The 20,892-nt window shown below is 64.9% G+C and carries 21 protein-coding genes; 9 read left to right on the top strand and 12 right to left on the bottom strand.

What is annotated here, in order from left to right:
* On the top strand, positions 1 to 490 hold a 490-nt coding region (locus ACYVD0_RS21540), incomplete at its 5' end, for an IS630 family transposase (RefSeq protein ID WP_460428700.1).
* Positions 491 to 699: 209 nt separating this feature from the next.
* Here ACYVD0_RS21540 and ACYVD0_RS21545 read toward each other — a convergent pair.
* The gene (locus ACYVD0_RS21545) at positions 700 to 1,188 is read right to left on the bottom strand and encodes an Lrp/AsnC ligand binding domain-containing protein (protein ID WP_460428701.1); all 489 of its coding nucleotides are present in this window, start codon (positions 1,186 to 1,188) and stop codon (positions 700 to 702) included.
* Between the two features lie 138 nt (positions 1,189 to 1,326).
* On the opposite strand from ACYVD0_RS21545, the gene dadA reads away from it, so the two are divergent.
* From dadA to ACYVD0_RS21570, 5 genes are all read left to right on the top strand, one after another.
* The gene (dadA, locus tag ACYVD0_RS21550) at positions 1,327 to 2,625 is read left to right on the top strand and encodes a D-amino acid dehydrogenase (protein ID WP_460428702.1); all 1,299 of its coding nucleotides are present in this window, start codon (positions 1,327 to 1,329) and stop codon (positions 2,623 to 2,625) included.
* On the top strand, positions 2,600 to 2,953 hold the full coding sequence (locus tag ACYVD0_RS21555) for a RidA family protein (protein WP_460428703.1): 354 nt from the start codon (positions 2,600 to 2,602) through the stop codon (positions 2,951 to 2,953). Before dadA ends, ACYVD0_RS21555 begins: the two co-directional genes overlap by 26 nt.
* 30 nt (positions 2,954 to 2,983) lie before the next feature.
* Positions 2,984 to 4,069, top strand: coding sequence for a type III PLP-dependent enzyme domain-containing protein (alr, locus tag ACYVD0_RS21560; RefSeq protein ID WP_460428704.1), 1,086 nt, complete (start codon positions 2,984 to 2,986; stop codon positions 4,067 to 4,069).
* An 88-nt stretch (positions 4,070 to 4,157) separates the two neighbouring features.
* Entirely contained in the window at positions 4,158 to 4,706 is a 549-nt protein-coding gene (locus tag ACYVD0_RS21565; protein ID WP_460428705.1) for a cupin domain-containing protein, read from the top strand.
* 151 nt (positions 4,707 to 4,857) lie between these two features.
* Entirely contained in the window at positions 4,858 to 5,271 is a 414-nt protein-coding gene (locus ACYVD0_RS21570) for a c-type cytochrome (protein ID WP_460428737.1), read from the top strand.
* Positions 5,272 to 5,323: 52 nt separating this feature from the next.
* Here ACYVD0_RS21570 and ACYVD0_RS21575 read toward each other — a convergent pair whose 3' ends face one another.
* The 7 genes from ACYVD0_RS21575 to ACYVD0_RS21605 form a co-directional block, all read right to left on the bottom strand.
* On the bottom strand, positions 5,324 to 5,896 hold the full coding sequence (locus ACYVD0_RS21575) for a xanthine phosphoribosyltransferase (RefSeq protein WP_460428706.1): 573 nt from the start codon (positions 5,894 to 5,896) through the stop codon (positions 5,324 to 5,326).
* 190 nt (positions 5,897 to 6,086) lie between these two features.
* Positions 6,087 to 7,088, bottom strand: coding sequence for a catalase family peroxidase (locus tag ACYVD0_RS21580; RefSeq protein WP_460428707.1), 1,002 nt, complete (start codon positions 7,086 to 7,088; stop codon positions 6,087 to 6,089).
* A gap of 1,147 nt (positions 7,089 to 8,235) precedes the next feature.
* The gene (locus ACYVD0_RS21585; RefSeq protein ID WP_460428708.1) at positions 8,236 to 8,502 is read right to left on the bottom strand and encodes a DUF2790 domain-containing protein; all 267 of its coding nucleotides are present in this window, start codon (positions 8,500 to 8,502) and stop codon (positions 8,236 to 8,238) included.
* A gap of 597 nt (positions 8,503 to 9,099) precedes the next feature.
* Positions 9,100 to 9,993 carry an HlyD family secretion protein gene (locus tag ACYVD0_RS21590; protein ID WP_460428709.1) on the bottom strand — a complete coding sequence of 298 codons (894 nt, stop codon included), beginning with the start codon at positions 9,991 to 9,993 and terminating at the stop codon, positions 9,100 to 9,102.
* A gap of 24 nt (positions 9,994 to 10,017) precedes the next feature.
* A complete protein-coding gene (locus ACYVD0_RS21595) occupies positions 10,018 to 10,218 on the bottom strand; it encodes a DUF1656 domain-containing protein (RefSeq protein WP_460428710.1) in 201 nt (66 codons plus the stop codon).
* The gene (locus ACYVD0_RS21600; RefSeq protein WP_460428711.1) at positions 10,208 to 12,385 is read right to left on the bottom strand and encodes an FUSC family protein; all 2,178 of its coding nucleotides are present in this window, start codon (positions 12,383 to 12,385) and stop codon (positions 10,208 to 10,210) included. Before ACYVD0_RS21600 ends, ACYVD0_RS21595 begins: the two co-directional genes overlap by 11 nt.
* Positions 12,386 to 12,394: 9 nt before the next feature.
* Positions 12,395 to 13,903, bottom strand: a complete 1,509-nt coding sequence (locus tag ACYVD0_RS21605; protein ID WP_460428712.1) for an outer membrane factor lipoprotein domain-containing protein — start codon at positions 13,901 to 13,903, stop codon at positions 12,395 to 12,397.
* A 206-nt stretch (positions 13,904 to 14,109) separates the two neighbouring features.
* Here ACYVD0_RS21605 and ACYVD0_RS21610 point away from each other — a divergent pair, with 206 nt between their 5' ends.
* Positions 14,110 to 15,051, top strand: coding sequence for a LysR family transcriptional regulator (locus ACYVD0_RS21610; RefSeq protein ID WP_460428713.1), 942 nt, complete (start codon positions 14,110 to 14,112; stop codon positions 15,049 to 15,051).
* 5 nt (positions 15,052 to 15,056) lie between these two features.
* Here the strand turns inward: ACYVD0_RS21610 and ACYVD0_RS21615 are convergent, their stop codons facing one another.
* On the bottom strand, positions 15,057 to 16,061 hold the full coding sequence (locus ACYVD0_RS21615) for a substrate-binding domain-containing protein (protein WP_460428714.1): 1,005 nt from the start codon (positions 16,059 to 16,061) through the stop codon (positions 15,057 to 15,059).
* Between the two features lie 996 nt (positions 16,062 to 17,057).
* Between ACYVD0_RS21615 and ACYVD0_RS21620 the strand changes: the two genes are divergently transcribed.
* The gene (locus tag ACYVD0_RS21620) at positions 17,058 to 17,915 is read left to right on the top strand and encodes a restriction endonuclease (protein ID WP_460428715.1); all 858 of its coding nucleotides are present in this window, start codon (positions 17,058 to 17,060) and stop codon (positions 17,913 to 17,915) included.
* A 128-nt stretch (positions 17,916 to 18,043) separates the two neighbouring features.
* Here the strand turns inward: ACYVD0_RS21620 and ACYVD0_RS21625 are convergent, their stop codons facing one another.
* Positions 18,044 to 19,345: an acyltransferase family protein gene (locus ACYVD0_RS21625; protein ID WP_460428716.1), complete on the bottom strand. Its 1,302-nt coding sequence runs from the start codon at positions 19,343 to 19,345 to the stop codon at positions 18,044 to 18,046.
* Positions 19,342 to 19,800, bottom strand: coding sequence for a transposase (locus ACYVD0_RS21630; protein WP_460428717.1), 459 nt, complete (start codon positions 19,798 to 19,800; stop codon positions 19,342 to 19,344). Before ACYVD0_RS21630 ends, ACYVD0_RS21625 begins: the two co-directional genes overlap by 4 nt.
* A 415-nt stretch (positions 19,801 to 20,215) precedes the next feature.
* Here ACYVD0_RS21630 and ACYVD0_RS21635 point away from each other — a divergent pair, with 415 nt between their 5' ends.
* On the top strand, positions 20,216 to 20,365 hold the full coding sequence (locus tag ACYVD0_RS21635) for a hypothetical protein (protein WP_460428718.1): 150 nt from the start codon (positions 20,216 to 20,218) through the stop codon (positions 20,363 to 20,365).
* A 46-nt stretch (positions 20,366 to 20,411) separates the two neighbouring features.
* On the opposite strand, the gene ACYVD0_RS21640 is transcribed toward ACYVD0_RS21635, so the two are convergent.
* The gene (locus ACYVD0_RS21640; RefSeq protein ID WP_460428719.1) at positions 20,412 to 20,885 is read right to left on the bottom strand and encodes a Csu type fimbrial protein; all 474 of its coding nucleotides are present in this window, start codon (positions 20,883 to 20,885) and stop codon (positions 20,412 to 20,414) included.
* Positions 20,886 to 20,892 lie beyond the last annotated feature (7 nt).

Consider the following 20,892-nt stretch of genomic DNA (forward strand, 5'->3'; position numbering starts at 1 on the left):
TTTCGACGAGTCCGGGTTTTCGCAAAGATCCGCCTTGCCTTACGCCTGGAGCTCCGTGGGCCAACCGCTGGAACTGCCGGCCTTCTCGCGTAGCCGACGCCTGAACGTGCAGGGCTTGCTGAGTCGCCAGGGCAAGCTGATCCATCACACGACGACCGCTACCGCGACGACGGAGGTGGTCATCGAAGCCTTCGACCGCCTGATCGAGCAGAAGTCGCCCGACGCCTTTGCGATCGTCGTGCTCGACAATGCCAGCCCCCATCGCTCCGCCTTGTTTCAGCGCAAGCGGGTGGAGTGGCGGGCACAACGAGTCCACGTGATTTTCCTGCCTCCGTACTCGCCTGAACTCAACCTGATCGAGATGCTCTGGCGGAAGAGCAAGTACGAATGGCTGCCCCTGAGCGCCTACCGGAGCTTCCAATCGCTCTGCAGCCATGTGCATCGGGTGCTGTCGGGCTATGGCGATAAATATCGGGTTAATTTTCTGTAAGTGCTTATCCATTGGCAGGAATATAATCTCGGCTCGCTCGTATCCGATTTAACCAATGGATGTATTCCTGCCTCACGCTTTGCTCATCTGGGTCCTGATATCAAGCGAGAGAGAGCCTATCTCGACATCCCGCATGGCGGCCAATACTTGGGCAAATAGGCGCCGCAGGATGATGTCGTGGCCGGATCGTCGGGATAGTTGGAGTCGATTCAATCCGGCACTGGCAGCTCCAGGCTTTCCTTGACCTCTTCCATGACGATATAGCTCTTCGACTCGCGCACATGGGGCAGCTTCAGCAGGATGTCGCCGAGCAGCTTGCGGTAGGAGGCCATCTCCGAGATGCGCGCCTTGAGCAGGTAGTCGAAGTCGCCGGATACCAGGTGGCATTCCAGCACCTGGGGCAGCTTCAGCACCGCCCGGCGGAACTCCTCGAAGATGTCACCGGACTTGTAGGCCAGGCTGATCTCCACGAACACCAGCAGGCCGGCCTTCAGGTACTGCGGATTCAGCCGCGCCGCATAGCCGAGGATGAAGCCCTCGCGCTCCAGGCGGCGGACCCGCTCGGTGCAGGGGGTGGTGGACAGGCCGACCCGCTCGCCCAGCTCGGTGAGGGAGATGCGCCCCTCCTGCTGCAGGAGGCGCAGGATGTGCCGGTCGATCCGGTCCAGCTCGCGGCGGCTCTGATGCTGGGTTCTCACGATGGATTCTCCGGGCGCAGGCGCCCGCTCTTGAAAAAACACCTGAATATAGACTTTCAAATAGTGAAAGCCGCTGGCTGCGGCTTTTTATACTGCAGACATTCAAGGTTTTACAGCTCGCAGGAGGGGGAGACCGTCATGCGCGTACTGGTACTTGGCAGCGGGGTGATCGGCACGACCACTGCCTACTATCTGGCCTGGGCCGGTTTCGAGGTGGTGGTGGTCGATCGCGCCGCCGCGCCGGCCATGGAAACCAGCTTCGCCAACGCCGGCCAGGTGTCGCCCGGCTACGCCTCGCCCTGGGCGGCGCCCGGGGTGCCGCTCAAGGCCCTCAAGTGGCTGCTGCAGCGCCATGCGCCGCTGGCCATCAGGCCGACCGCCGACCCCCGCCAGTACCTCTGGCTGGCGCAGATGCTGCGAAACTGTACCGCTGAGCGCTACGCGCTGAACAAGGAGCGCATGGTGCGCCTGTCCGAGTACAGCCGCGACTGCCTCGATGAGCTGCGTGCCGAGACCGGTATCGATTACGAGGGCCGTCAGCTGGGTACCACCCAGCTGTTTCGCAGCCAGCGGCAGCTGGACGCCGCGGCCAAGGATATCGCCGTGCTGGAGCGTTCCGGAGTGCCCTATGAGCTGCTCGACCGCGCCGGCATCGCCCGTGTCGAGCCTGCCCTGGCCGGCGTCGCAGACCGGCTCGCCGGCGCCCTGCGACTGCCCAACGACCAGACCGGCGACTGCCACCTGTTCACCATCCGCCTGGCGGAAATGGCCGCTGCGCTTGGTGTGGAGTTCCGCTTCGGGCAGCACGTCGAGCGCCTGGAGAGCGATGGCGAGCGCATCGCCGGCGTGCGGATCGACGGCCGGCTGGAGCACGCCGACCACTACGTGCTGGCCCTCGGCAGCTACTCGCCACAGCTGCTCGCGCCGCTGGGCATCCGCGCGCCGATCTACCCACTGAAGGGCTACTCGCTGACCATTCCCATCGTCGATCCGGCCATGGCGCCGACCTCGACCATCCTCGACGAGACCTACAAGGTCGCCATCACCCGCTTCGATGCGCGCATCCGTGTCGGCGGCATAGCCGAGCTCGCCGGCTTCGACCTGTCCCTCGATCCGCACCGGCGCGAGACGCTCGAGCTGGTGGTAGGCGACCTCTACCCGCGCGGCGGCGACCTGGCCCGCGCCGAGTTCTGGACCGGCCTGCGTCCGGCCACCCCGGACGGCACGCCGATCGTGGGAGCGACCCGCTACCGCAACCTGTTCCTCAACACCGGGCACGGTACACTGGGCTGGACCATGGCCTGCGGCTCCGGCCGCCTGCTGGCTGACCTGCTGGCGCGCAAGCGCCCGCAGATCAGCGCCGCGGGCCTCGACATTTCCCGCTACGGCAATTCCCAGGAGAACTCCACCCATGTCCATCCGGCGCCTGCGAACTGAAGCGCGCTACAGCGAAATCGTCGTCCACAACGGCACTGTCTACCTGGCCGGGCAACTGGCCGACGACTACGGCGGCGGCATCGAGGAACAGACCCGGCAGACCCTGGCCAACGTCGACCGACTGCTCGCCGAGGCCGGCAGCGACAGGTCGCGGCTGCTATCGGTGACCATCTACCTGAAAGACATGGCCACCGACTACGCTGGCCTCAACGCGGTGTGGGACGCCTGGCTGCCGGCCGGCTGCGCGCCGGCGCGGGCCTGTGTCGAGGCCCGGCTGTACAGCTCCGATGCCCGGGTGGAGATGGCGGTCGTCGCCGCACTGCCCTAATCCTTTCCCGTCCGAGACGAATACCCCGCCATGCGTCCTGCCCGTGCCCTGATCGACCTCGCCGCTCTGCGTCACAACTACCGTCTGGCCCGTGAGCTGAGTGGTGCCAAGGCCCTGGCGGTGGTCAAGGCCGACGCCTACGGGCACGGCGCGGTGCGCTGCGCCCAGGCCCTGGAGGCGGAGGCCGACGGCTTCGCGGTGGCCTGCATCGAGGAGGCGCTGGAGCTGCGCGAGGCCGGCATCGCCGCGCCGATCCTGCTGCTGGAGGGCTTCTTCGAGGCGGAGGAACTGGGCCTGATCGAGCGCCACGGGCTGTGGTGCGTGGTGCATTCGCCCTGGCAGCTGGAAGCCATCGAGCGCACGCCTCTGGCGCGGCCGCTGACCTGCTGGCTGAAGCTCGACTCCGGCATGCACCGGGTTGGCTTCGCGGCGGCCGACTACCGGGCGGCCTATGCGCGCCTCCTGGCCAGCGGCAAGGCGGCGAAGATCGTCACCATGAGCCATTTCGCCAGGGCCGACGAGTTGGACTGCCCGCGGGTCGCCGAGCAGCTGGCGCAGTTCGAGGCGGCGACCGGCGGTCTTTCGGCGGAGTTCAGCCTGCGCAATTCGCCGGCGCTGCTTGGCTGGCCGCAGCTGTTCCGCCGCGGCCAGGACAACGAATGGCTGCGGCCGGGGATCATGCTCTACGGCGCCACGCCCTTCGAGCAGTATCAGGAACAGGCGGCGCGCCTGCAGCCGGTGATGACCCTGGAGTCGAGGATCATCAGCGTGCGCGACCTGCCGGCCGGCGAGCCGGTGGGCTATGGCGCGCACTTCGTCAGCCAGCGGCCGACGCGCGTCGGGGTGGTCGCTCTGGGCTATGCCGACGGCTATCCGCGGCATGCGCCGGGCGGCACGCCGGTTGCCATCGACGGCCAGCCGGCGCGGCTGATCGGCCGGGTGTCGATGGACATGCTCACCGTGGACCTCACCGACCTGCCCCGGGCCGGCCTTGGCAGCCGGGTCGAACTGTGGGGCGCCCAGGTGTCGGCCGCTGCGGTGGCGACGGCGGCCGGCACCATCGCCTACCAACTGTTCTGCAATGTGCGGCGGGTCGCCCGGTCCTGGCAGGGCTGAATGGAATTTGCGGCAGAGCGTTGTAAATACTGAACGCCATTGCCATCATTAGCCACAACTTGTTCAGGCCCCCGAGAGGATTCCCGCCTTGGACGTCGGCATTCGACTGCAATCCATACGCAAGCTCAAAGGCCTCTCCCAGCGTGAACTCGCCAAGCGTGCGGGCGTCACCAACAGCACCATCTCGATGATCGAGAAGAACAGTGTCAGCCCCTCGATCAGCTCCCTGAAGAAGGTTCTCGGCGGCATTCCCATGTCGCTGATGGAGTTCTTCTCCCACGACCTCGTCGTGGAAACTTGCCCTCCGGTGGTCTATCGTGCCGCCGAGCAGGCCGAGCTGTCCCGCGGGCCGCTGAGCATGCGCCTGGTCGGCCGGGACCATCCCGACCGGGCACTCGCCTTCCTCTCGGTGACCTACCCGCCGGGAGCCGATAGCGGCGAGGCGCTGCTCGTCCACCAGGGCGAGGAAGCCGGCATCCTCGTCGAGGGGCGCCTGGAGCTGCAAGTCGGCGAGCAGCTGCACATCCTCGAAAGCGGCGACAGCTACTACCTCGTCGCTGGCCAGCCACACCGCTTCCGCAACTCCTTCGGAACCCCGGCGCGGCTGATCAGCGCCTCCACTCCGGCGCATTTCTGAGCGGCGCGGTGGTGCTCCCGTGCCGCATGTCTGCCTTGTATCCACTTATTTCAGCCTGCCTTTCATAAGGTTATACTCCCGCCCGCTCGCGAAAACCCGTGGCCGCGGGCGCACGTAACCAGCCACGATGAGGGGGGTAAGGGTGAATCTGATCAAGATGTTGGCGGCACCGGTCGCTGTGTTGGCCCTGTGGGCGGCGAGCGCTCAGGCCGCGACCAACGAGGAAATCGCCGAGCGTCTCAAGCCGGTCGGTGAAGTCTGCGTGGCCGGTCAGGAATGCGAGGGCATCGGCGCCGTTGCCGCCGGCGCCAGCGGCGGTGCTGCGCGCACTGGCGATGAGGTTGTCGCCAAGTTCTGCAACGCCTGCCACGGCACCGGCCTGCTGAACGCGCCGAAAGTCAGCGACAGCGCCGACTGGAAGGCCCGTGCCGATGCCAAGGGCGGTCTCGACGGCCTGCTCCAGTCGGCGATCGCCGGCTTCAACGCCATGCCGCCGAAAGGCACCTGCGCCGACTGCTCGGACGACGAGCTGAAGGACGCCATCGGCAAGATGTCCGGTCTCTGATCGCGAGCTGGCCGGAGACGAAGCCGCCTGCGGGCGGCTTCGTCGTTTCTGCTCACTCCATAAAGCGTACCTGGCCACCCGCGAGCGAGGCGATCCGCGCCAGGGATTCGACCCGATAGCCCTGCTCCTCCAGCGCCCGACGGCCGGGCTGGAAGGACTTCTCGATGACGATGCCGATCCCGAGCAGCCGCGCCCCGGCCTCGCGGACGATGGACGCCAGGCCCAGTGCAGCCTGGCCATTGGCCAGGAAGTCGTCGACGATCAGCACCCGCTCGCCAGCCGCCAGATGGCTGGCGGAAACGGCCACGGTGCTCTCCACCTGCCGGGTGAAGGAGTAGACCTGGGCGGTCAGCAGGTTGTCGGTCAGGGTCAGCGAGCGGTGCTTGCGGGCGAAGACCAGCGGCACGCCCAGCTCCAGCGCGGCCATCAGCGCCGGCGCGATGCCCGAGGCCTCGATGGTGACGACCTTGTCGATGCCCAGGTCGCGAAAGCGTCGGGCGAATTCCCGGCCGATCTGCTGCATCAGTAGCGGATCGACCTGATGATTGAGGAAGGCATCCACCTTCAGTACCTGCTCCGAGAGCACGCTGCCTTGCTCGAGGATTTTCTGTTTCAGCTGCTCCACGACGCCACCTCCGGCGAGCCTATGGGAAAGTCAGGATTCTCGCCCAGTCTGCCGTTGCGCTCAAAGAGCCTGCAGCGGGAGACAGCGGGCCGGATTGGACCAGGTTGGCGAGGCCGCTTTCCACGAGGTCGGGCTGGGGCGTCCTAGCCGCTTCGCTGATGGCGCGGACGCCGGTATGGCGGGTGTTCCGTTACTGCCCGCCCAGTCGCTTGGCGAAGGAAACCGCATAGGATGGCGAGCGGAACAGCAGGATCGGGTCGTCGGTTGGGGCGATGCCCTCGGCCATCACCAGCGGATCGAAATTGATTTCCTCGCACGCGGCGCCCTTCTGCGGCACCGCCGCGCTCAGGGTCAGGGTGCCGACCTTCACCTGCTCGCGGTTTTCCGGCCAGGCCACCGTCGGGTCGTGCTCCGGGTCGCCGGGCTGGCCGATGCTCACCAGCATGTCCCAGCGCACCGGGCCCTGAGCGGTGCGCTCGATCAGCCGCTCCTCGAGAAAGTTGGCCGGCAGGCTCTTCAGCTCCTCGTCGGAGAGGCGCTGCTCCCCGTCCTGGGGCACGAAGCGCCAGCGCACCAGCGTGGTCTTGCCGGTGCTGTCGATGAACTTGAACGTGTGGATGCCGAAGTAGCTGCTGTTGACGAAGCTAGGTGGCGGGTTGTGTTCGCTCAGAAACTGCGCCTGCGCCAGGCTGTCCGGGTGGCTGGCTTTGAAGGCTTCGAGCTTGGCCGGGTCGGGTTTGCCGGTGGCCGGGTCAGGCTTCAGGGCGACGATCAGATCGAGGAAGGTCCTGGGGTGCGCCGCGCCGAATACCGGGGTGTTGAGCATGGTCATGTGCTGCAGGCGGCCGTCGCCGAGCTTGAACTCCAGAGCCATGCCCCGGGCGCTCTTCGCCGTGTCGGGTACCTTGGGGTTGCCGCCCGGCAGCGAGAAGCGCGCGATGACCGGCACGGGCTTGCCGGAAAACAGCGCCGAGCGTGACCAGGCGGCCGCAGCGGGCAGGCCGACGAACTCGCCGACTGCACAGGTCCCCTTGATATGATTGCGCCGTTCGCCCGGCGTCACGCCGAAGGTGTCCTCCAGGGCGGCTATCACCTGTTCTGCGCTCACCTCGTCCTGTGCCGCCATGCCAAGTGGTGCGGCAAGTCCCAGACCGGCGGCCAGCAGCCATCCCGGCAGATCTTTCCTCTGCATCTTCGCTCCCTCGTATTCCAGGTTGAAAAGCGGCCATTGCAGCATCGACCGCACGGCTATCTTCATGCCAGCAGCTGGTTGTGGATTTGACAAGGCGGGCCGCCCTACTCGAGAGAGCGGCCGGCCGGTTGCGTCCGGGGCGGTTTATTCGCCGGCGATCAGCAGGGGGGAGTGTAACCGCTTCGCTCGTATTCCCCCTGCTCGATAGGCATGGGTATCTACACATCTCGGTCTTGGGTTACAAATAAGCCGCATGGATTTGAATCTCTCGGGCTTGAGGTCCGAGGGGTAAAAACGGTACGAAAAATTGGTCATGGGCCACTGTAACGCGCTATCGGCGCTGTCAGCAGGCATGAAAGCCCTGCCCCAGGGCGACAAGGTCTTCGCACACACAGGCCCTGTGGCGGTTTCTGCACAACGACCGCGTCCAGCCGGTCGATCTGGTCAAGCCACTACTATCAATACGATGTGGGGTACGAGCTGCAAAGCAGCCTGCTGGTGGCTGACCGCGACGGTGCGCCGATCTGTTCGCCGGCGCAGAACTTGAGTACGGCCGACGGCCTGCTGAGTACACGCACGACTGAAGTGCAGCCGCTAATGCCACACCTGGATGAGCTATCGCAGCGAATGAGCTGGTTGGAGCAGCAAGCCTTCGACCGCCCCCTGAGGCATAGGGTCGATCGCGAAGGCGATTCGGTCGCTCACCGGCGCGCGTGGTCTGCCCAGGGGTGGCACTGGCTGGTGCGGGTCAAGGCGGGTTCCCGGGTGCGCCAGGCGGATCGATCGTGGTCACTGCGTGAGGTGGCCTTCAAGGAGACCCGTCCTGTAGCGTATCAGGGCACGCCAGCGGTCCAGTGGCTGGCCGAAACACGGGTTGCCCTGACGCGACCGGCCAAACCCAAGCGCCGGGAGGGCACGGGGAAACGGGTACCTGTGCAAGCGGCTGCTCCCTTGCCGGCTCGTCTGATGCGTGCAGAGAGCGAGACCTGCTCTGCTGGCAGGCCTGTATCAGCTGTTGGCCATGTGCGACACCCTGGAGCATTACACGCCTGAGGAGCTTACTGCCTTTGCCCGGCAAGCCCTTGGATCAAGAACTCCCCGAAGGCGATGAGATATGCAGATGCCTATGCTGCCGGAGCGCGGGCGGTCAGCCGTTCAGGCAGCCCTTGCCCATGACCAGGTATTCCAGGATATGGCGCTTGCCCTGGTGGTCCTCATAGGTCATCTGCACCGGCACGACCCCGCAGACATCCGGGATATCGGGGCTCTTGATGACCCGAGCAATATCCAGATCCATCGCATATTCGTAGCGTTCAACTTCCAACGTTTCCGGGTTGTTCGCGGTCGTCGGCTGTTCGTCGGCCGCCACCATGCACGAAACCCCAGCCAAAGCCAGCAAGGCTAACGCTTTCATCGAAGATCACCTATAGAGCGAAACTTTATCGAGAACTTGCCCGGCCTCGCATGAGCCGGGTGAAGTATGTGTCCAACTTGTGAATGCTGCTGTTGGGCAATGGGTTGCTTCCGGTTTGGTAACTTCTTTCCGGAAGGTGAGTTCATTTTAGAACTTGTGAAAAAAGCATTACATAGGCAATAACAACAAGGACTGTTGAGCGGATGAGCAACAATGGCCGTATGCAATACCATGCCAACAGACCGCCAAGGCCCCGGAAACCTGGAAAGGCGCATTTGTTGCCCATTTTGGCCGGTATTTTCCGATAGCTGATATACGCATGCGCAACAATGCGCGCCGCCTTTTTCGTCGGTGGCAGTAGTGAGAAGTTGCGTATGAATATATTCGCTGAAGGCTTTTCGGGGGCGGAAAAGTGATGGCGGAAGTCGTCGGGTGAGGAGGGGGAAGTTTCCGGAAAGGAGCGGCCTGTTTTTCTGTTGGTTATGACGAGTCGATTTTATTGGGTGTCTTCGAAGTCATACGAAAGTGACCGGTCAATCCCCAAGATCGGCGGCGCCAGTGGCAGGAACCAGCTGGCTGGCGATGGCGGGGGCGAGCCTACCAGCGATCCGGCACCGGACGCGGCGTGTCGGCGCTGGGAGTGACAATCACCGTGCAGGTCAGGCCGGCCGCCAGGGTCACCTCCGGCGGCACCTCGTCGATATGGATTCGCACCGGCACCCGGCGGGCCAGGCGCACCCAGTTGAAGGTCGGATTGACGTCGGCGACCAGCTCGCGGCTTTCCGGGTTGTCGCGGTCGTAGATGCCGCGGGCGATGCTGTCGACCCGGCCGCTCAGGCGCTCGCCGCTCATCAGCCGCAGCTCGGCCTTGTCGCCGACGCGGATCAGCGGCAGGCGGGTTTCCTCGAAGTAGCCGTAGACGTAGAAGGAGTGGCTGTCGACCAGGGCCAGGGCCGGCTCGCCGCGGTTGGCGAAGTCGCCTTCGAAGACGTTGAGGTTGGTGACGTAGCCGTCCACCGGCGCGCGCACCTCGGTGCGGCCCAGGTTGAGCCAGGCCAGGTCGAGCTGCGCCAGCGCCTCCTGGTAGTCGGCCTGGGCGGCATGGGCCAGGTGGCTGGCGTTGATGCGGCTTTCGCGCGACACCACCATCGCGTCCAGGTCGATCCGCCGTCGAGCGTTCTCCTGGTTCATCTGCAGCTCGGCCTTGCGCGCGGCCACCAGGGCCTCAGCCTGCTTCACCGCCAGGCGGTAGTGCTCGGGGTCGATGCGCAGCAGCAGGTCGCCCTTTTTGACCTGCTGGTTGTCCTTCACTGCCACCTCGACCACCAGGCCGGCGACGTCCGGGGCGATGTTGATCACCTCGGCGCGCACCCGGCCGTCGCGGGTCCACGGCGAATCCATGTAGTGCACCCACAGCGTGCGCACGAGGTAGGCGGCCACGGCGGCGACCAGCAGGGTAAAGACGACACTGATGACTTTTTTCCAGGACATATCCGGGCCTATGTGGGGTGGCGATCAGCGGTAGATGTACAGGGCGAGGAGCCCGTACAGGCAGGTGAACAGGCTCATGCGCAGCAGCGTCGGGTGCCAGGCGTGGCGGTACAGGCCGCACCAGGCGACCAGCCGGTCGAGGGCCCAGCCGCCGGCCAGGATGGCCAGGAACAGCAGGGTCAGGCTCGGCATGTAGACGCCGAACAGGGCGATTTCACGGGGCATGGACGACTCTCCCGGCAGCGTTGGCGGAACCCTCGGCCAGCGGCGAGCGGGGGTCGAGCAGCGAGCTGCGGATGAAGTGCAGGTAGCTGAGGACCCGGCGCAGCGGCGAGGTGTCGAATTGCGGCGGGCGTGGCTCGGGGGTGTCGCGCACCGCCTGGATAGCCTGCTCGACCGCGGCCAGGGCGCGCAGCCGGTTGGCCTCGTCGGGCTGGATGAACAGGCGCACCAGCGCGCGGCCCAGCGCCCGGATGCCGAGCCGCCAGGGGGCTTCCTCGGCGTAGCAGGGCTCGTCCGGCAGCGCAGCCTGCTCCTGGCGCAGCTCGATCACCGCATGGCCGATCTCCAGCACGGCGAACATCCAGCGCAGCAGCCGGCGCTGTACCTCCGGCTGCCGAGCCGCCAGACCATAGGCCTGGTTGAGCAGGTCGCGGGTGCCGCTCTCGAAGCCGTCGACCAGACCCCTGAGCTTGCCGCTGACGGCGAACACCACGCGCATCCGCAGGTCCTGTTCCAGACGTCGCCACAGCCAGGGGCGGTCGGGCGGCAGGATCAGCATGGACACCACCACCAGGCCCATGGAAGCCAGCACTGCCAGGGACTCGTTGAAGAAGCGATAGGGCAGGTAGTGGGTCTGGTTGGCCGGCAGGGCGAGCATGCAGAACCAGATCAGCAGGCCGACGCCGTAGCCGAGGGGCTGCGGACGGGCGAGGAGGAAGGCGCCGAAGGCGATCACCGGCACCAGCGAGGCGTAGAGCAGGGTGAAGCCGTCCAGCCAGGGGAATACCCAGAACTGCAGGACGAAGCCGACCACCGCGCTGCCGCTCGCGCCGACCAGCAGCTGGCGGCTCAGGCGTGCGGGGTTGGCCGAGGTCGAGCAGAGTGCCGAGACCAGTCCCGCGGTGAGCACGAAGGTGCTGCCGCTGGGCCAGGCGCTGGCCAGCCAGAAGGCGCTGAGCAGCAGGATCAGCAGGGCGCAGCGAATGCCCGCCACCGCTGCGGCCAGGCCGTTGGCCCGCGGAGTGAAGTTGCCCTTCCATTTTTCCCGGCTGTGGTGCTGCTCAGCTAGCGAGGCCTGGGTCTGGGCATAGCCGTGCAGGTCGTCGGTGAAGCGGAACAGCAACTCGGCGGCGGTGTTGAAGTCGGTCAGCTGCGCCTCCTCGGCCTGCCGCTCGACGAGTTGCTGGCGGCCGTCGCGGATGCGCTGCATCAGCACCTGTTGGCTGGTCTCAAGGCCCTGGGCCAGGTTCGCCGCATCCTGCTCGCTGTACAGGCGCCCGGCGAGCGGCGCGAGCTCCGCGCCGACCGGCGCCAGGCATGGCTGCAGCGCCTCCAGCACGCTGTCGCCGGCCTCGCCCTGCAGGCGCTGGAGCAGTTGGTAGAGCGCGTGGAAGCGCGTCGAGAGCACCATGAACTCATTGTTCAGGCGCGCCAGGCGACCACTGCGCAGGCGGATGCTCGGGTCCTCGAAGGCGCTGGCGTTGCGCAGGTTCTCCAGGGCCACCGCCTGGGCGGCGAAGCGTGCGCTGATCTCTTCCATGCGTTGCGGCTCGAGCTCGCCGGCCAGTCCGGCGCAGGCGAAGCCGGCGAAATCGCGAAAGCGCGTGGCGAGGGTGCTACGCAGGGTGGCGCCGCTGGTCTGCGGCAGGATCAGGCCCATCACCAGGCCGGTGCAGAGAATGCCCACGGTGATTTCCAGCACCCGCCACAGGGCCTGCATGAAGGCGCCTTCCGGGTCGAGGGTGGCCGGCAGGCCAATCATCACCGCGGTATAGCCGGCGAGCACGCAGGCGTAGCCGCGAAAATCCCGGTAGCGCGCCGCGCCGGCGGTGCACAGGCCGACCCAGAGCGCCAGGCAGAGCAGGAACAGCACGCGCTCCTGGTTGAACAGGGCGATCAGGGTGACCATCATCGCCAGGCCCAGCAGGGTGCCGACGATGCGGTAGAAGCTCTTGGCCAGCACTTCGCCGCTCTGCCGCTGCATGACGATGAACACCGTGGCCAGCACGGTGCTGGGCTGCGGCAGCTCCAGGCGATAGGCCAGCCAGAGGGCGACGAAGGCGGTCAGCAGGGCCTTGAACACGAACACCCAGGTCAGCCCCTCGCTCAGTGCCCAGTCGCCCAGGGCACGGCGGAAGGCGCCGACCGGCGCGTCAGCCACGGTTTTCATGGAGATTCCTCAGTGACGGCCGGGGAGGTGCAGGGAGACTTCGCGAGCGTCCAGTTGCCCGGCGGCAGGGCCGCTGTCTTCCACCAGTACACCGCCACCGAGCGCCACCCAGAGCCTGGCCTGGGCGGTCAGGTGGGCGGCATGCACCTGCTGTTCGAGGAACTGCTGGTCGAACAGCTGGGTCTGCGCCTCGAGCACCGCGCGGTAGTCGGTCAGGCCGCGGCGGTAGGCCTCCTCGGCCAGGTGATAGCGGCGCTCGGCGGTCTCCAGGCCGTGGCCGACGAAGATCTTCTGCTCGTGCAGCGAATGCAGGCGGATCAACTGGTCGGACACGCTCTTGAGCGCCTCCACCAGGGTCTGGTTGTATTGCTCGACGGCCAGGTCGTAGGCGGCCGTGGCGGCGCCGAGCTGGCCGCGCCGACGCCCGCCGTCGAACACCGGCAGATTCAGGGCCGGGCCGAAGCTGTAGGTGAGGTTGTTGTAGCGCAGGACGTTCAGCGGACTGCCCTGCACCGCGGCCGAGCCGAGGCTGGCCAGCAGGTCGACGTTGGGGTAGAAGTCCGCCTTGGCCACCTCGATGCCGCGCGCCTCGGCGGCCACCTGCCAGCGCCGCGCCACCACGTCCGGGCGCCGGCCGAGCAGCTCCAGCGGCAGGTTCGACGGCAGGGCGGGCTCGCCGTGCAGCGACAGCTTCGGCCGCGCGAGCCGCGCCCCTTCGCCCGGCCCCTTGCCCGCCAGGGCGGCCAGCTGGTTGCGGGTCAGGGCGATGGCCTCGTGGATCAGGTCGATCCGGCGGTGGGCCTCCGGCAGCGGCGCCTCGGCCTCGCTGATCTCCAACTGGGTGCCGAGGCCGATCGCCAGGCGTTCGCGGGCCAGGGTCAAGAGCTGTTCGCGCTGCTCGAGTTCGGCCTCGGCGATGTCCAGCCGGGCGTGGTGCAGGGCCAGCTGGATGTAGGTGGCAACCACGTTGCTCTGCAGCTCCAGCGCCGCGGCGCGCTCCTCGGTCGCCGCCACCTCGGCGAGGCTCAGGGCCCGCTCGGTGTCGCTGCGCAGCCGGCCCCAGAGGTCCAGGTCGTAGCTCAGGCCCAGCGCCGAGGTGTTGTTCCAGCTGGTGGTGCGGCCGAGCACGCCGGGGCCGTAGAAATAGTCGCCCGGCCAGCGCTTGCGCTGCATCGAGGCGTCGAATTCCACCTGCGGCGCATGCTCCGACTCGGCGACTCCGGCCAGCGCCCTGGCCTGACGCAGCCGCGCGGCCGCCACGGCCAGGCTCGGGCTGCCGGCCAGGACCAGCTCGACCCAGGCGTCCAGCTGCGGATCGCCATAGGCCTGCCACCAGTGGTCGCGTGGCCATTGCGCCTCCCTGGCGGCCTTGCGGAGCATCTTGTCGGTGAGCAGCCTGGCGTCGTTCAGACGCTCGGCCTGGGGGGCGATACCACGGCTGTCGATGCAGCCGGACAGCGTCGAGAGCACAGCGAGCAGACTGGACAGGCAGAGGCCCGACCACAGATTGCGAGGCACTGTAATTATCCTGATGTGCGGGAGGAGGGCGGAGAAACTTGAGTCAGATCAATTTTAAGAGGGTGCACGCAGGAGAATAAGGCGACAGTTTGATGATGAATTCTGTACTAAAAAGCCATAATCCTTGGCAGACTTCCTGCCCGTGAGCGGCTGGCGGAGCGCCCCTGACGTGCCCGGCCCTTCGTCATCCAGCAGAACAGCGATCCATGGACATCCTCTCCCACATGCGCATCTTCGTCTGCGTGGCGGAAACCGGCAGCTTCACCGCCGCCGCGACCCGCCGCGACCTGACCACCTCCTACGTCTCGCGGGCGGTCGCTTCCCTGGAGACGCATCTGCGCACCCGCCTGCTGCACCGCACTACCCGGCGCATCGCCCTCACCGAAGCCGGCCAGCGCTACCTGCAGCGCTGCGAGCAGATCCTCGGCTATATCGAGGAGGCCGAGGCCGAGGCCAGCCAGGCCCATGCGCGCCCCGCCGGCAATCTGAAGGTTCATGCGGTGACCGGTATCGGCCATCACTATCTGATCAAGGCCGTCGCCGAATACAGCGAGCAGTACCCGGAGGTCAGCTTCGACCTGACCCTGGCCAATCGCACCACCGACATTCTCGAGGAGGGCTACGACATCTCGGTGGTGACCGCCCCGCAGCTGCCGGATTCCGGCTTCATCTCCAAACAGCTCGGCAACATCTACAGCGTGCTCTGCGCCTCGCCGGCCTACATCGCCCGGCATGGCCAGCCCCGCGCGCCCGCCGAGCTGGCCGGGCACCGCTGCCTGCGCCTGGTCTATCCGGTGATGAGCCTCGACAAGTGGCTGCTCGAAGGCCCCGCTGGCGAGGAGCTGGTGACCATCAGCCAGACCCACTTCCAGGTCAACACCGTCGATGCCATGACCGTGGCGCTCAAGGCTGGCATGGGGATCGGTGCCCTGCCGATCTACTCGGCGCTGGAAAGCCTGCAGAACGGCAGTCTGGTGCGCGTGTTGCCCGAGCACACACTCTATCCGCTGGGGGTCTACGCGCTGTACCCGTCGCGGCGGTACCTGGATGCGAAGATCCGCACTTGGGTGGAGTTCCTGCGCGACTATATCCCGCGCCACCTGGAGGCCGACCTGCAGAGCCTGAGGGAGTGCAGCCGGCCTGAATAGACGCTTCAGGGGTCTGTCGGCGCACTTCCGGGCAGGTAGAGCTGGCTGCCAACGAGGACTTGCCCGGCGACCGGCTCGCCCTGTGCCGCACGCTTCAGCATGTAGTAGCTCTGCCGGCCGATTTCGGTACTTTTCGCTCCCAGATAGGCCTGTATCAGGCCGTCCTCAAGCAGCGCGAGCTGTTTCTCGTCGGGTTCGTCGGCGGTCATGACGATGACGGGGCGCCTGCCCTTCTTGCCGAGCTCAGCGAGCAGCGGGCCGAGCTGCTGGCGGAATGCATCGGCTTCGTAGATCGGCCAGCTGCCGACGCTGACGATCGCATCGAACTCCGTGGCTTTCAGCAGGGTGGCGAGCTGGAGCAGTGCGTTCTCCTGATTGTCGGCGGTATACAGCGGACAGCGCTCCACCTCGCGCCAGCCGTTCTCGCCGGCCAGCCGTTCGGCGCCGCCGCCGCCCTGGGCGCCGCGCAGCTGCAGGCGGATGCCCTGGAGGCGCTCCCGCAGGTTGGTGTCCTGCGGACTGCTGCCGAGAATGCACAATTTTCCGCCCGCGGGCCTGAAGCGCTGAGCGAGCAGGCCCAACCGCCGGCCGAAGGCCAGGTTGTCGATACCGACATAGCCGCGGCGCAGATGCCGCTCGGCGGGCGCCAGATCCGAATCGAAAGTGATCAGCGGTGTCTCGCCCAGCCGCTGCAGGGCGTGCCTGGCCAGCCACTGCGAATGGGTCACCGACAGGGCGATACCGTCGAGCCCACGGTCGAGGGCTTGCGCCAGGGCTGCGTTCTGCCGGCGGAAATGCGCTGGCCCCGAAGCGCCCAACAACAGACAAGTGTCGCCCTCGGCTTCGGCGGCCTCGGCGCAGCCTTCGCCGGCCTGGATGAAGAAGTGCTGATCGGTCCGCTTGGCGAGCAGCGCGAACTGCCTGCCCTCGGCGCTGGCGAGGGGGGCGAGCAGCAGCGCGCAGAGCAGACCTGCAACGCAAGGCAGATGATGAAAAAGCGGCCTGTTCAAACCGAGTCCTTAGCTGGCGGCAGCATCCCGGCGGACCGACCGTGCTTTCTATTTATTTATGTCTCGATGCCTGGGTCCCTACTTGGGCAAATCCCATCCTGCCGGATCGTCGCTGGACTGGCGTTGGCAAGGCGAAGGTAGTGTAGGCGAGATTGGCGCAAGCCTGTGGTCACGGCGCGCCGGGGCGGCGAATGGTGTGTTGCGGACTCCGGAGAGGAGCCGCTTGCGGGCCTGGCCGAGCGCTCCGACAGCGAGTCGGCCGGCGCGTTCACCGGTCGGGAGAATTTTTCGCGGACAAAACAAAGGAGGCGAGGGTAACCCTGCCTCCTTGTTTGTTTCTATCTTCCTTGTTCACCATCCTGGTGAATCGCCGTCCTGCGATGTCCCTGGCTGTCATCCCTGTCAGCCTGTGTCGCTCCGTCGACCCGAAAGTGATACTAACGCTTCGGCCGGACGGGACAAGCGACCGGAAATGCCTGTCTGGTCGTTCCTTATGCCTCAATGAAAGAGAATAGCCTCGGCTTTTTAAGAGATTGGCATTTGGCCAGTAAGGCGCAAGCGGGGCGCCAATCCCTTTCCGCCTACTCCATGCATAGCCGATGGCTTACAACGCACGGCAGAAAGTGGGAGGAAGTGTCCTACGTGTACAGCTACTGCTCGAATTCCTCCAGGTTGGCCACCCCGATCTGCAGGGCGGTGGCCTTCGGCTAAAACTTGGTGGTGTCGATCTGGAAGCGTGGCAGCACGTACTGCACCAGGGCGCTGCGGCTCGCCCGAGCGCGCCGAGGCTTTGTGGCCAGTGGCTGTAATATTGCAGTAGTCTTGCAACCCGATTTCATTTCACCCCCCGCGGACCGTGATTCAGTCCAGCGCTTGCCTCGCCGCCAGGGAACTGGCGGCAGGAGGGACGGCCGCAGCGCCATCCGTCCGATCCGCATCTTCCCCCTGGCAAGGCTCCTGGACACCAGCGCATCACCGCCAGACAGGAGCCCCGCGTTGCCCCGAAGAAATAGCTCGCCCGTCACAGGCCTGATCCGCCTCTGTGCCCTCCTGCCCTGGTGGCTGAGCATGCCTGCCGGCTTTGGCGCCTGGTGGTTTCTGCATCCCCTGGCGGAGCAGGGGCCGCTGCCCACCTTGGACAGTCTGGTCACACTCGGCAGTCTGGCGGACCTGGAAAAACTGGCCCAGGACCTGACTCGAAATCCGGATCTGATCCTGGACCCGCTAGTCACGGTCGCTTCAATGATCGGGCAGTACCTGCTGCCCGGCCTGCTGGGCATGGGCGCGCTGGTGTCCACTGGCAGACGTATGTGGCGGAACAGGCTCTTTCGCAAGGCGCTGAACGATCCGAGGGCGGTTGCGAATGGGATGGACTGGCAGCAGTTCGAGCGTCTGGTCGGGGAAGTTTTCCGTCGACAGGGGTATGCCGTCGAGGAAACCGGGGCCGCCGGACCGGATGGCGGCGTCGACCTCGTCCTGCGCAAGGGGCGCAAGCGGTTTCTGGTGCAGTGCAAGCAGTGGCGCGCCCTCAAGGTCGGCGTCAAGGTGGTGCGCGAGCTCTATGGGGTGGTGGCGGCGCAGGGGGCGGCGGGTGGCTTCGTGGTGACCTCGGGACACTTCACCGAAGATGCCAGACAATTCGCCGCCAGCTGCAAACTGACCCTGATCGATGGCGAAACCCTGGGCTACTGGATCTCCGGTGCGTCGAGCCGGTCGGCTCCAGCGTCCTCGCCCCGCCATTGTCCAGTCTGCCGCTCGCCTATGGTACGGCGCACGTTCAAGCGCGGCAGCCAGGCTGGCACACAATTCTGGAGCTGCTCGAACTACCCGGACTGCCGTGGCTCGCGGGTATGACCAACGATTGAGTCCCTTCACTTTTCGGCCAGTTGCATAACTGCAATATGCCAAGAGCGTTGAGTCGGCGGGCTTGATCGATCGCTTGTCTTCGGCGGTGGCGATGAAGTCGTGCAACTTCGCCAATCTCAATCCAGTAACCGTGTCGCACTCAGCTTCTGCGTCCGCCCCGCTTTTGCAGGCAAAAAACGTCGCGTGAGCCAGTTTCTCACCCCCACGACAAACCTCTCCTGGAACAGTACGCAGACGAACACAGTCAGCAGCAGATACATCAAGTAGCCGGGGATGGAAAGTTCGACCTCGCCTGCGGCGGCGATGCACCCTGCCCAGCTGTTCAGGCAGCCGAGTGGGTCGCCGCGCAGGAACTGTTCCACAGTACGGAACAGGTTGAATATCGGCACATGCAGGGCAAAAATCGACAGCGAAGCGGCCCCCAGCCGTGGCAACCAATGGCGCAGCCAGAAGCTGTCCGGCGTGCTCATCAGCGCGCTCAGATAGACCAGCAGGCACTGCGCCGGCAGCAGCAGGCCGTTATGCAACAGGAAATACCAGAACTGCTTGCCAGAGTGGGTGAATAGCGCGGTGGCAATCAGGAAGCTGGTGAGAATAAACAATGCGATGCTCCAGCGCTGTAGCCTGGAATGATGCAAGCCAGACTCGCGGCGCTGGCGGAATATCCCGTAGCAGACTATCCCGGCAAGAAACTCCGGCAGGCGGAACAGTGGACCGCGCTGCAGCAGGCCGGTGAACGGTATGCCGTACTGATGTTGCCAGATAACCCAGATCGGTGGCAGCAGGTACAGCAACCACAGAATGGCAAACCACAGCTGCTTATTGCGCACTGCCAGCAGGCGCGGAGCCAGCAGCGGAAACAGCAGGTAAAAGAAAAACAGCGTCGAAATCGACCACAGCGGTGCGTTGAAGGTCAGGAAGTAAGGGTTCCACGCCTGCAGCATCAACAGTTGCAGCACGATATTGAATGCCAGCTGGGGGTCGGTCATGTAGTGGCGGAAGATTTCCGGGTTGGTCTGCCCCAGCTCCTCGTTGGTGTCATAAACCACAAAGCGCAGGCTGGCGGCCTGGCCTTCGGGCGGGATCGCCCACCATTGCATGAGGGTGACCACCAGAATCGAGGAGAGCAGCGCGACTATGTGGATAGGGTAAAGATTGAAAAAACGTTTGGCCCAGAATGAACGCGCGGGCTCCCGCATCTGATTGCCGTTGAAATAAACATGAGTCAGCAGAAAGCCGGAAAGCACGAAGAAGGTGCTGGTGGCAAAAAAGCCCATGCTGGTCAGTTCCGCCAGAAAAGGAATGGTGTTGCGCTGTGGATACAAGTGCAGCGTGTGATACACCATGACATAGCAGCCTAATAGAAATCTCAGCCATTCCAGGCCGATAAAGTGTTCTTTGCTCGATGTCTTTGTCACTCTGCCTCCGCAGTCTTCATCGGCCCGCGTGTATTTGCGAAAGGGCCGCCACTCGTATTTGGTTTGCGCCGGAGGATTTCGATCCGGTTCAGCTCCGGGCAGTACGGCGGCGGGAAGCACAGGGTCAAGCCCTGGCACTCAAGGAGTTCGAGCAGTGGGCGCACCGCCTTGGCCGTGTAAATGGAGGCATTGTCCAGCACCACGACCAACGGCTTGCTTGCCTGACGCAGCCACAGACTCGGGAGCCCGACGAACAAGAGCGCCTTCATCGTGCTCCAGCCCGGCCAGGAGTAGCCGGCCCGAGCTGGACAGCGCTGTCCATGACCTTCGGTCGGCTGGTCTTCCGTGGCTGGGCCTGAAGGGGCTCGCCGCTTACGAATAGGCGGCGCCAGCGAGAAACCCGCTTCGCCGACATAGACCCGTTCGAATTCGCCCTCCCAAGCCTTCCCTGTCAATTGCTCCAGCTCCTCGCAGCTTTCGAGGAAGGCTGCGGAATCGCGTTTTCAGGTCTGTATTACGTCCTTCTCCAGACGAAACCCAGCTGTTAGAGGGTGTTTTCACCATTATTCGCATGCGCCGTGACACCGAACGATTTCACTAGTTGCCGCTATATCTCGGTGGCAGTCATGGCGACGCTCGCAGACGGTTTGTGTGCAGAGCCTCCGAGCCTGGGCCACCGCCCTGGCGGGCTCTCCATGCATGGGACAATCGCAGCAGCGTTTCTGCACAATCCTGCTTGCGCCAATTCCGGCCCTTGCGAACGATCTCCTGCAGCGTGCGAGTCTCTTCCTCTGTCAGCGCTAAGGACGGGGGCATGAGGGTAACATCGGTGCTCTGTGTGGGCACCCATGATGAGCTGAGTTGTTGGTGATGACTTGCCGCATCCTGCTCGCCAGGACGTTGCGCCGTACCGCCGATTCCTTCGTCCGTCAGGTGCTGCAGCCAATTCAAATGGGGCAAAACAGCAGAGACGATCATCAGCTCGGTGAACAAGGCGAAGCTGGGCGCGATAAAAAATAGATTATTGAACTAACCACACAGGACACCAGCTCTGGTGACTGTCTGATCAGAAATCGAGGGTAACGATAATGCTGTCCGTATAAATGCCAACAGACGCATTCTGTTGAGCAGGAATGCGTCCGTAAATCGTATGATCGACTGTGCCTGAAGTGCTTCCCCCTACCTGGCTGGTACCGCCGGAGCCGTCGCCCCATATGCTGTTCCGGCTTGCATCGCTATAGAGATTGTAAACAAGAACATGGCCAGCGCTGGTCATCTGGCGCTCGCTGTAGCTTCCGCTTCCGCTGCTCAGGGAGATGGTATAAGAGAACAGTCCATCCTCGCAGCTCACTTGAACATTACCGACCCCATCCAGGGGGGCAGTGTCGAAAACGTCGTAATTGCCGTAAGCGACGCTCTGTGCCTGGACGTTGCAAGCGCTGAAAGCGACGACTGGACAGCATGTGGCAAACGCCAGCAAGAGCAAATGCCGGCCCCAGCGGAAATTTTGTCTTCCAGACATGCCTGAATTGCGAAACATATGCATC

It is taken from the genome of Azotobacter armeniacus (assembly GCF_054779355.1).

What these genes read in the sequence shown, in the direction of transcription:
- ACYVD0_RS21580 (WP_460428707.1), bottom strand. Translation starts at nt 7,088, where the DNA reads ATGCAGAGGAAAGATCTGCCGGGATGGCTGCTGGCCGCCGGTCTGGGA.
- dadA (WP_460428702.1), top strand. Translation starts at nt 1,327, where the DNA reads ATGCGCGTACTGGTACTTGGCAGCGGGGTGATCGGCACGACCACTGCC.
- ACYVD0_RS21595 (WP_460428710.1), bottom strand. Translation starts at nt 10,218, where the DNA reads ATGCCCCGTGAAATCGCCCTGTTCGGCGTCTACATGCCGAGCCTGACC.
- ACYVD0_RS21640 (WP_460428719.1), bottom strand. Translation starts at nt 20,885, where the DNA reads ATGTTTCGCAATTCAGGCATGTCTGGAAGACAAAATTTCCGCTGGGGC.
- alr (WP_460428704.1), top strand. Translation starts at nt 2,984, where the DNA reads ATGCGTCCTGCCCGTGCCCTGATCGACCTCGCCGCTCTGCGTCACAAC.
- ACYVD0_RS21590 (WP_460428709.1), bottom strand. Translation starts at nt 9,993, where the DNA reads ATGTCCTGGAAAAAAGTCATCAGTGTCGTCTTTACCCTGCTGGTCGCC.
- ACYVD0_RS21555 (WP_460428703.1), top strand. Translation starts at nt 2,600, where the DNA reads ATGTCCATCCGGCGCCTGCGAACTGAAGCGCGCTACAGCGAAATCGTC.
- ACYVD0_RS21635 (WP_460428718.1), top strand. Translation starts at nt 20,216, where the DNA reads ATGACTTGCCGCATCCTGCTCGCCAGGACGTTGCGCCGTACCGCCGAT.
- ACYVD0_RS21585 (WP_460428708.1), bottom strand. Translation starts at nt 8,502, where the DNA reads ATGAAAGCGTTAGCCTTGCTGGCTTTGGCTGGGGTTTCGTGCATGGTG.
- ACYVD0_RS21600 (WP_460428711.1), bottom strand. Translation starts at nt 12,385, where the DNA reads ATGAAAACCGTGGCTGACGCGCCGGTCGGCGCCTTCCGCCGTGCCCTG.
- ACYVD0_RS21610 (WP_460428713.1), top strand. Translation starts at nt 14,110, where the DNA reads ATGGACATCCTCTCCCACATGCGCATCTTCGTCTGCGTGGCGGAAACC.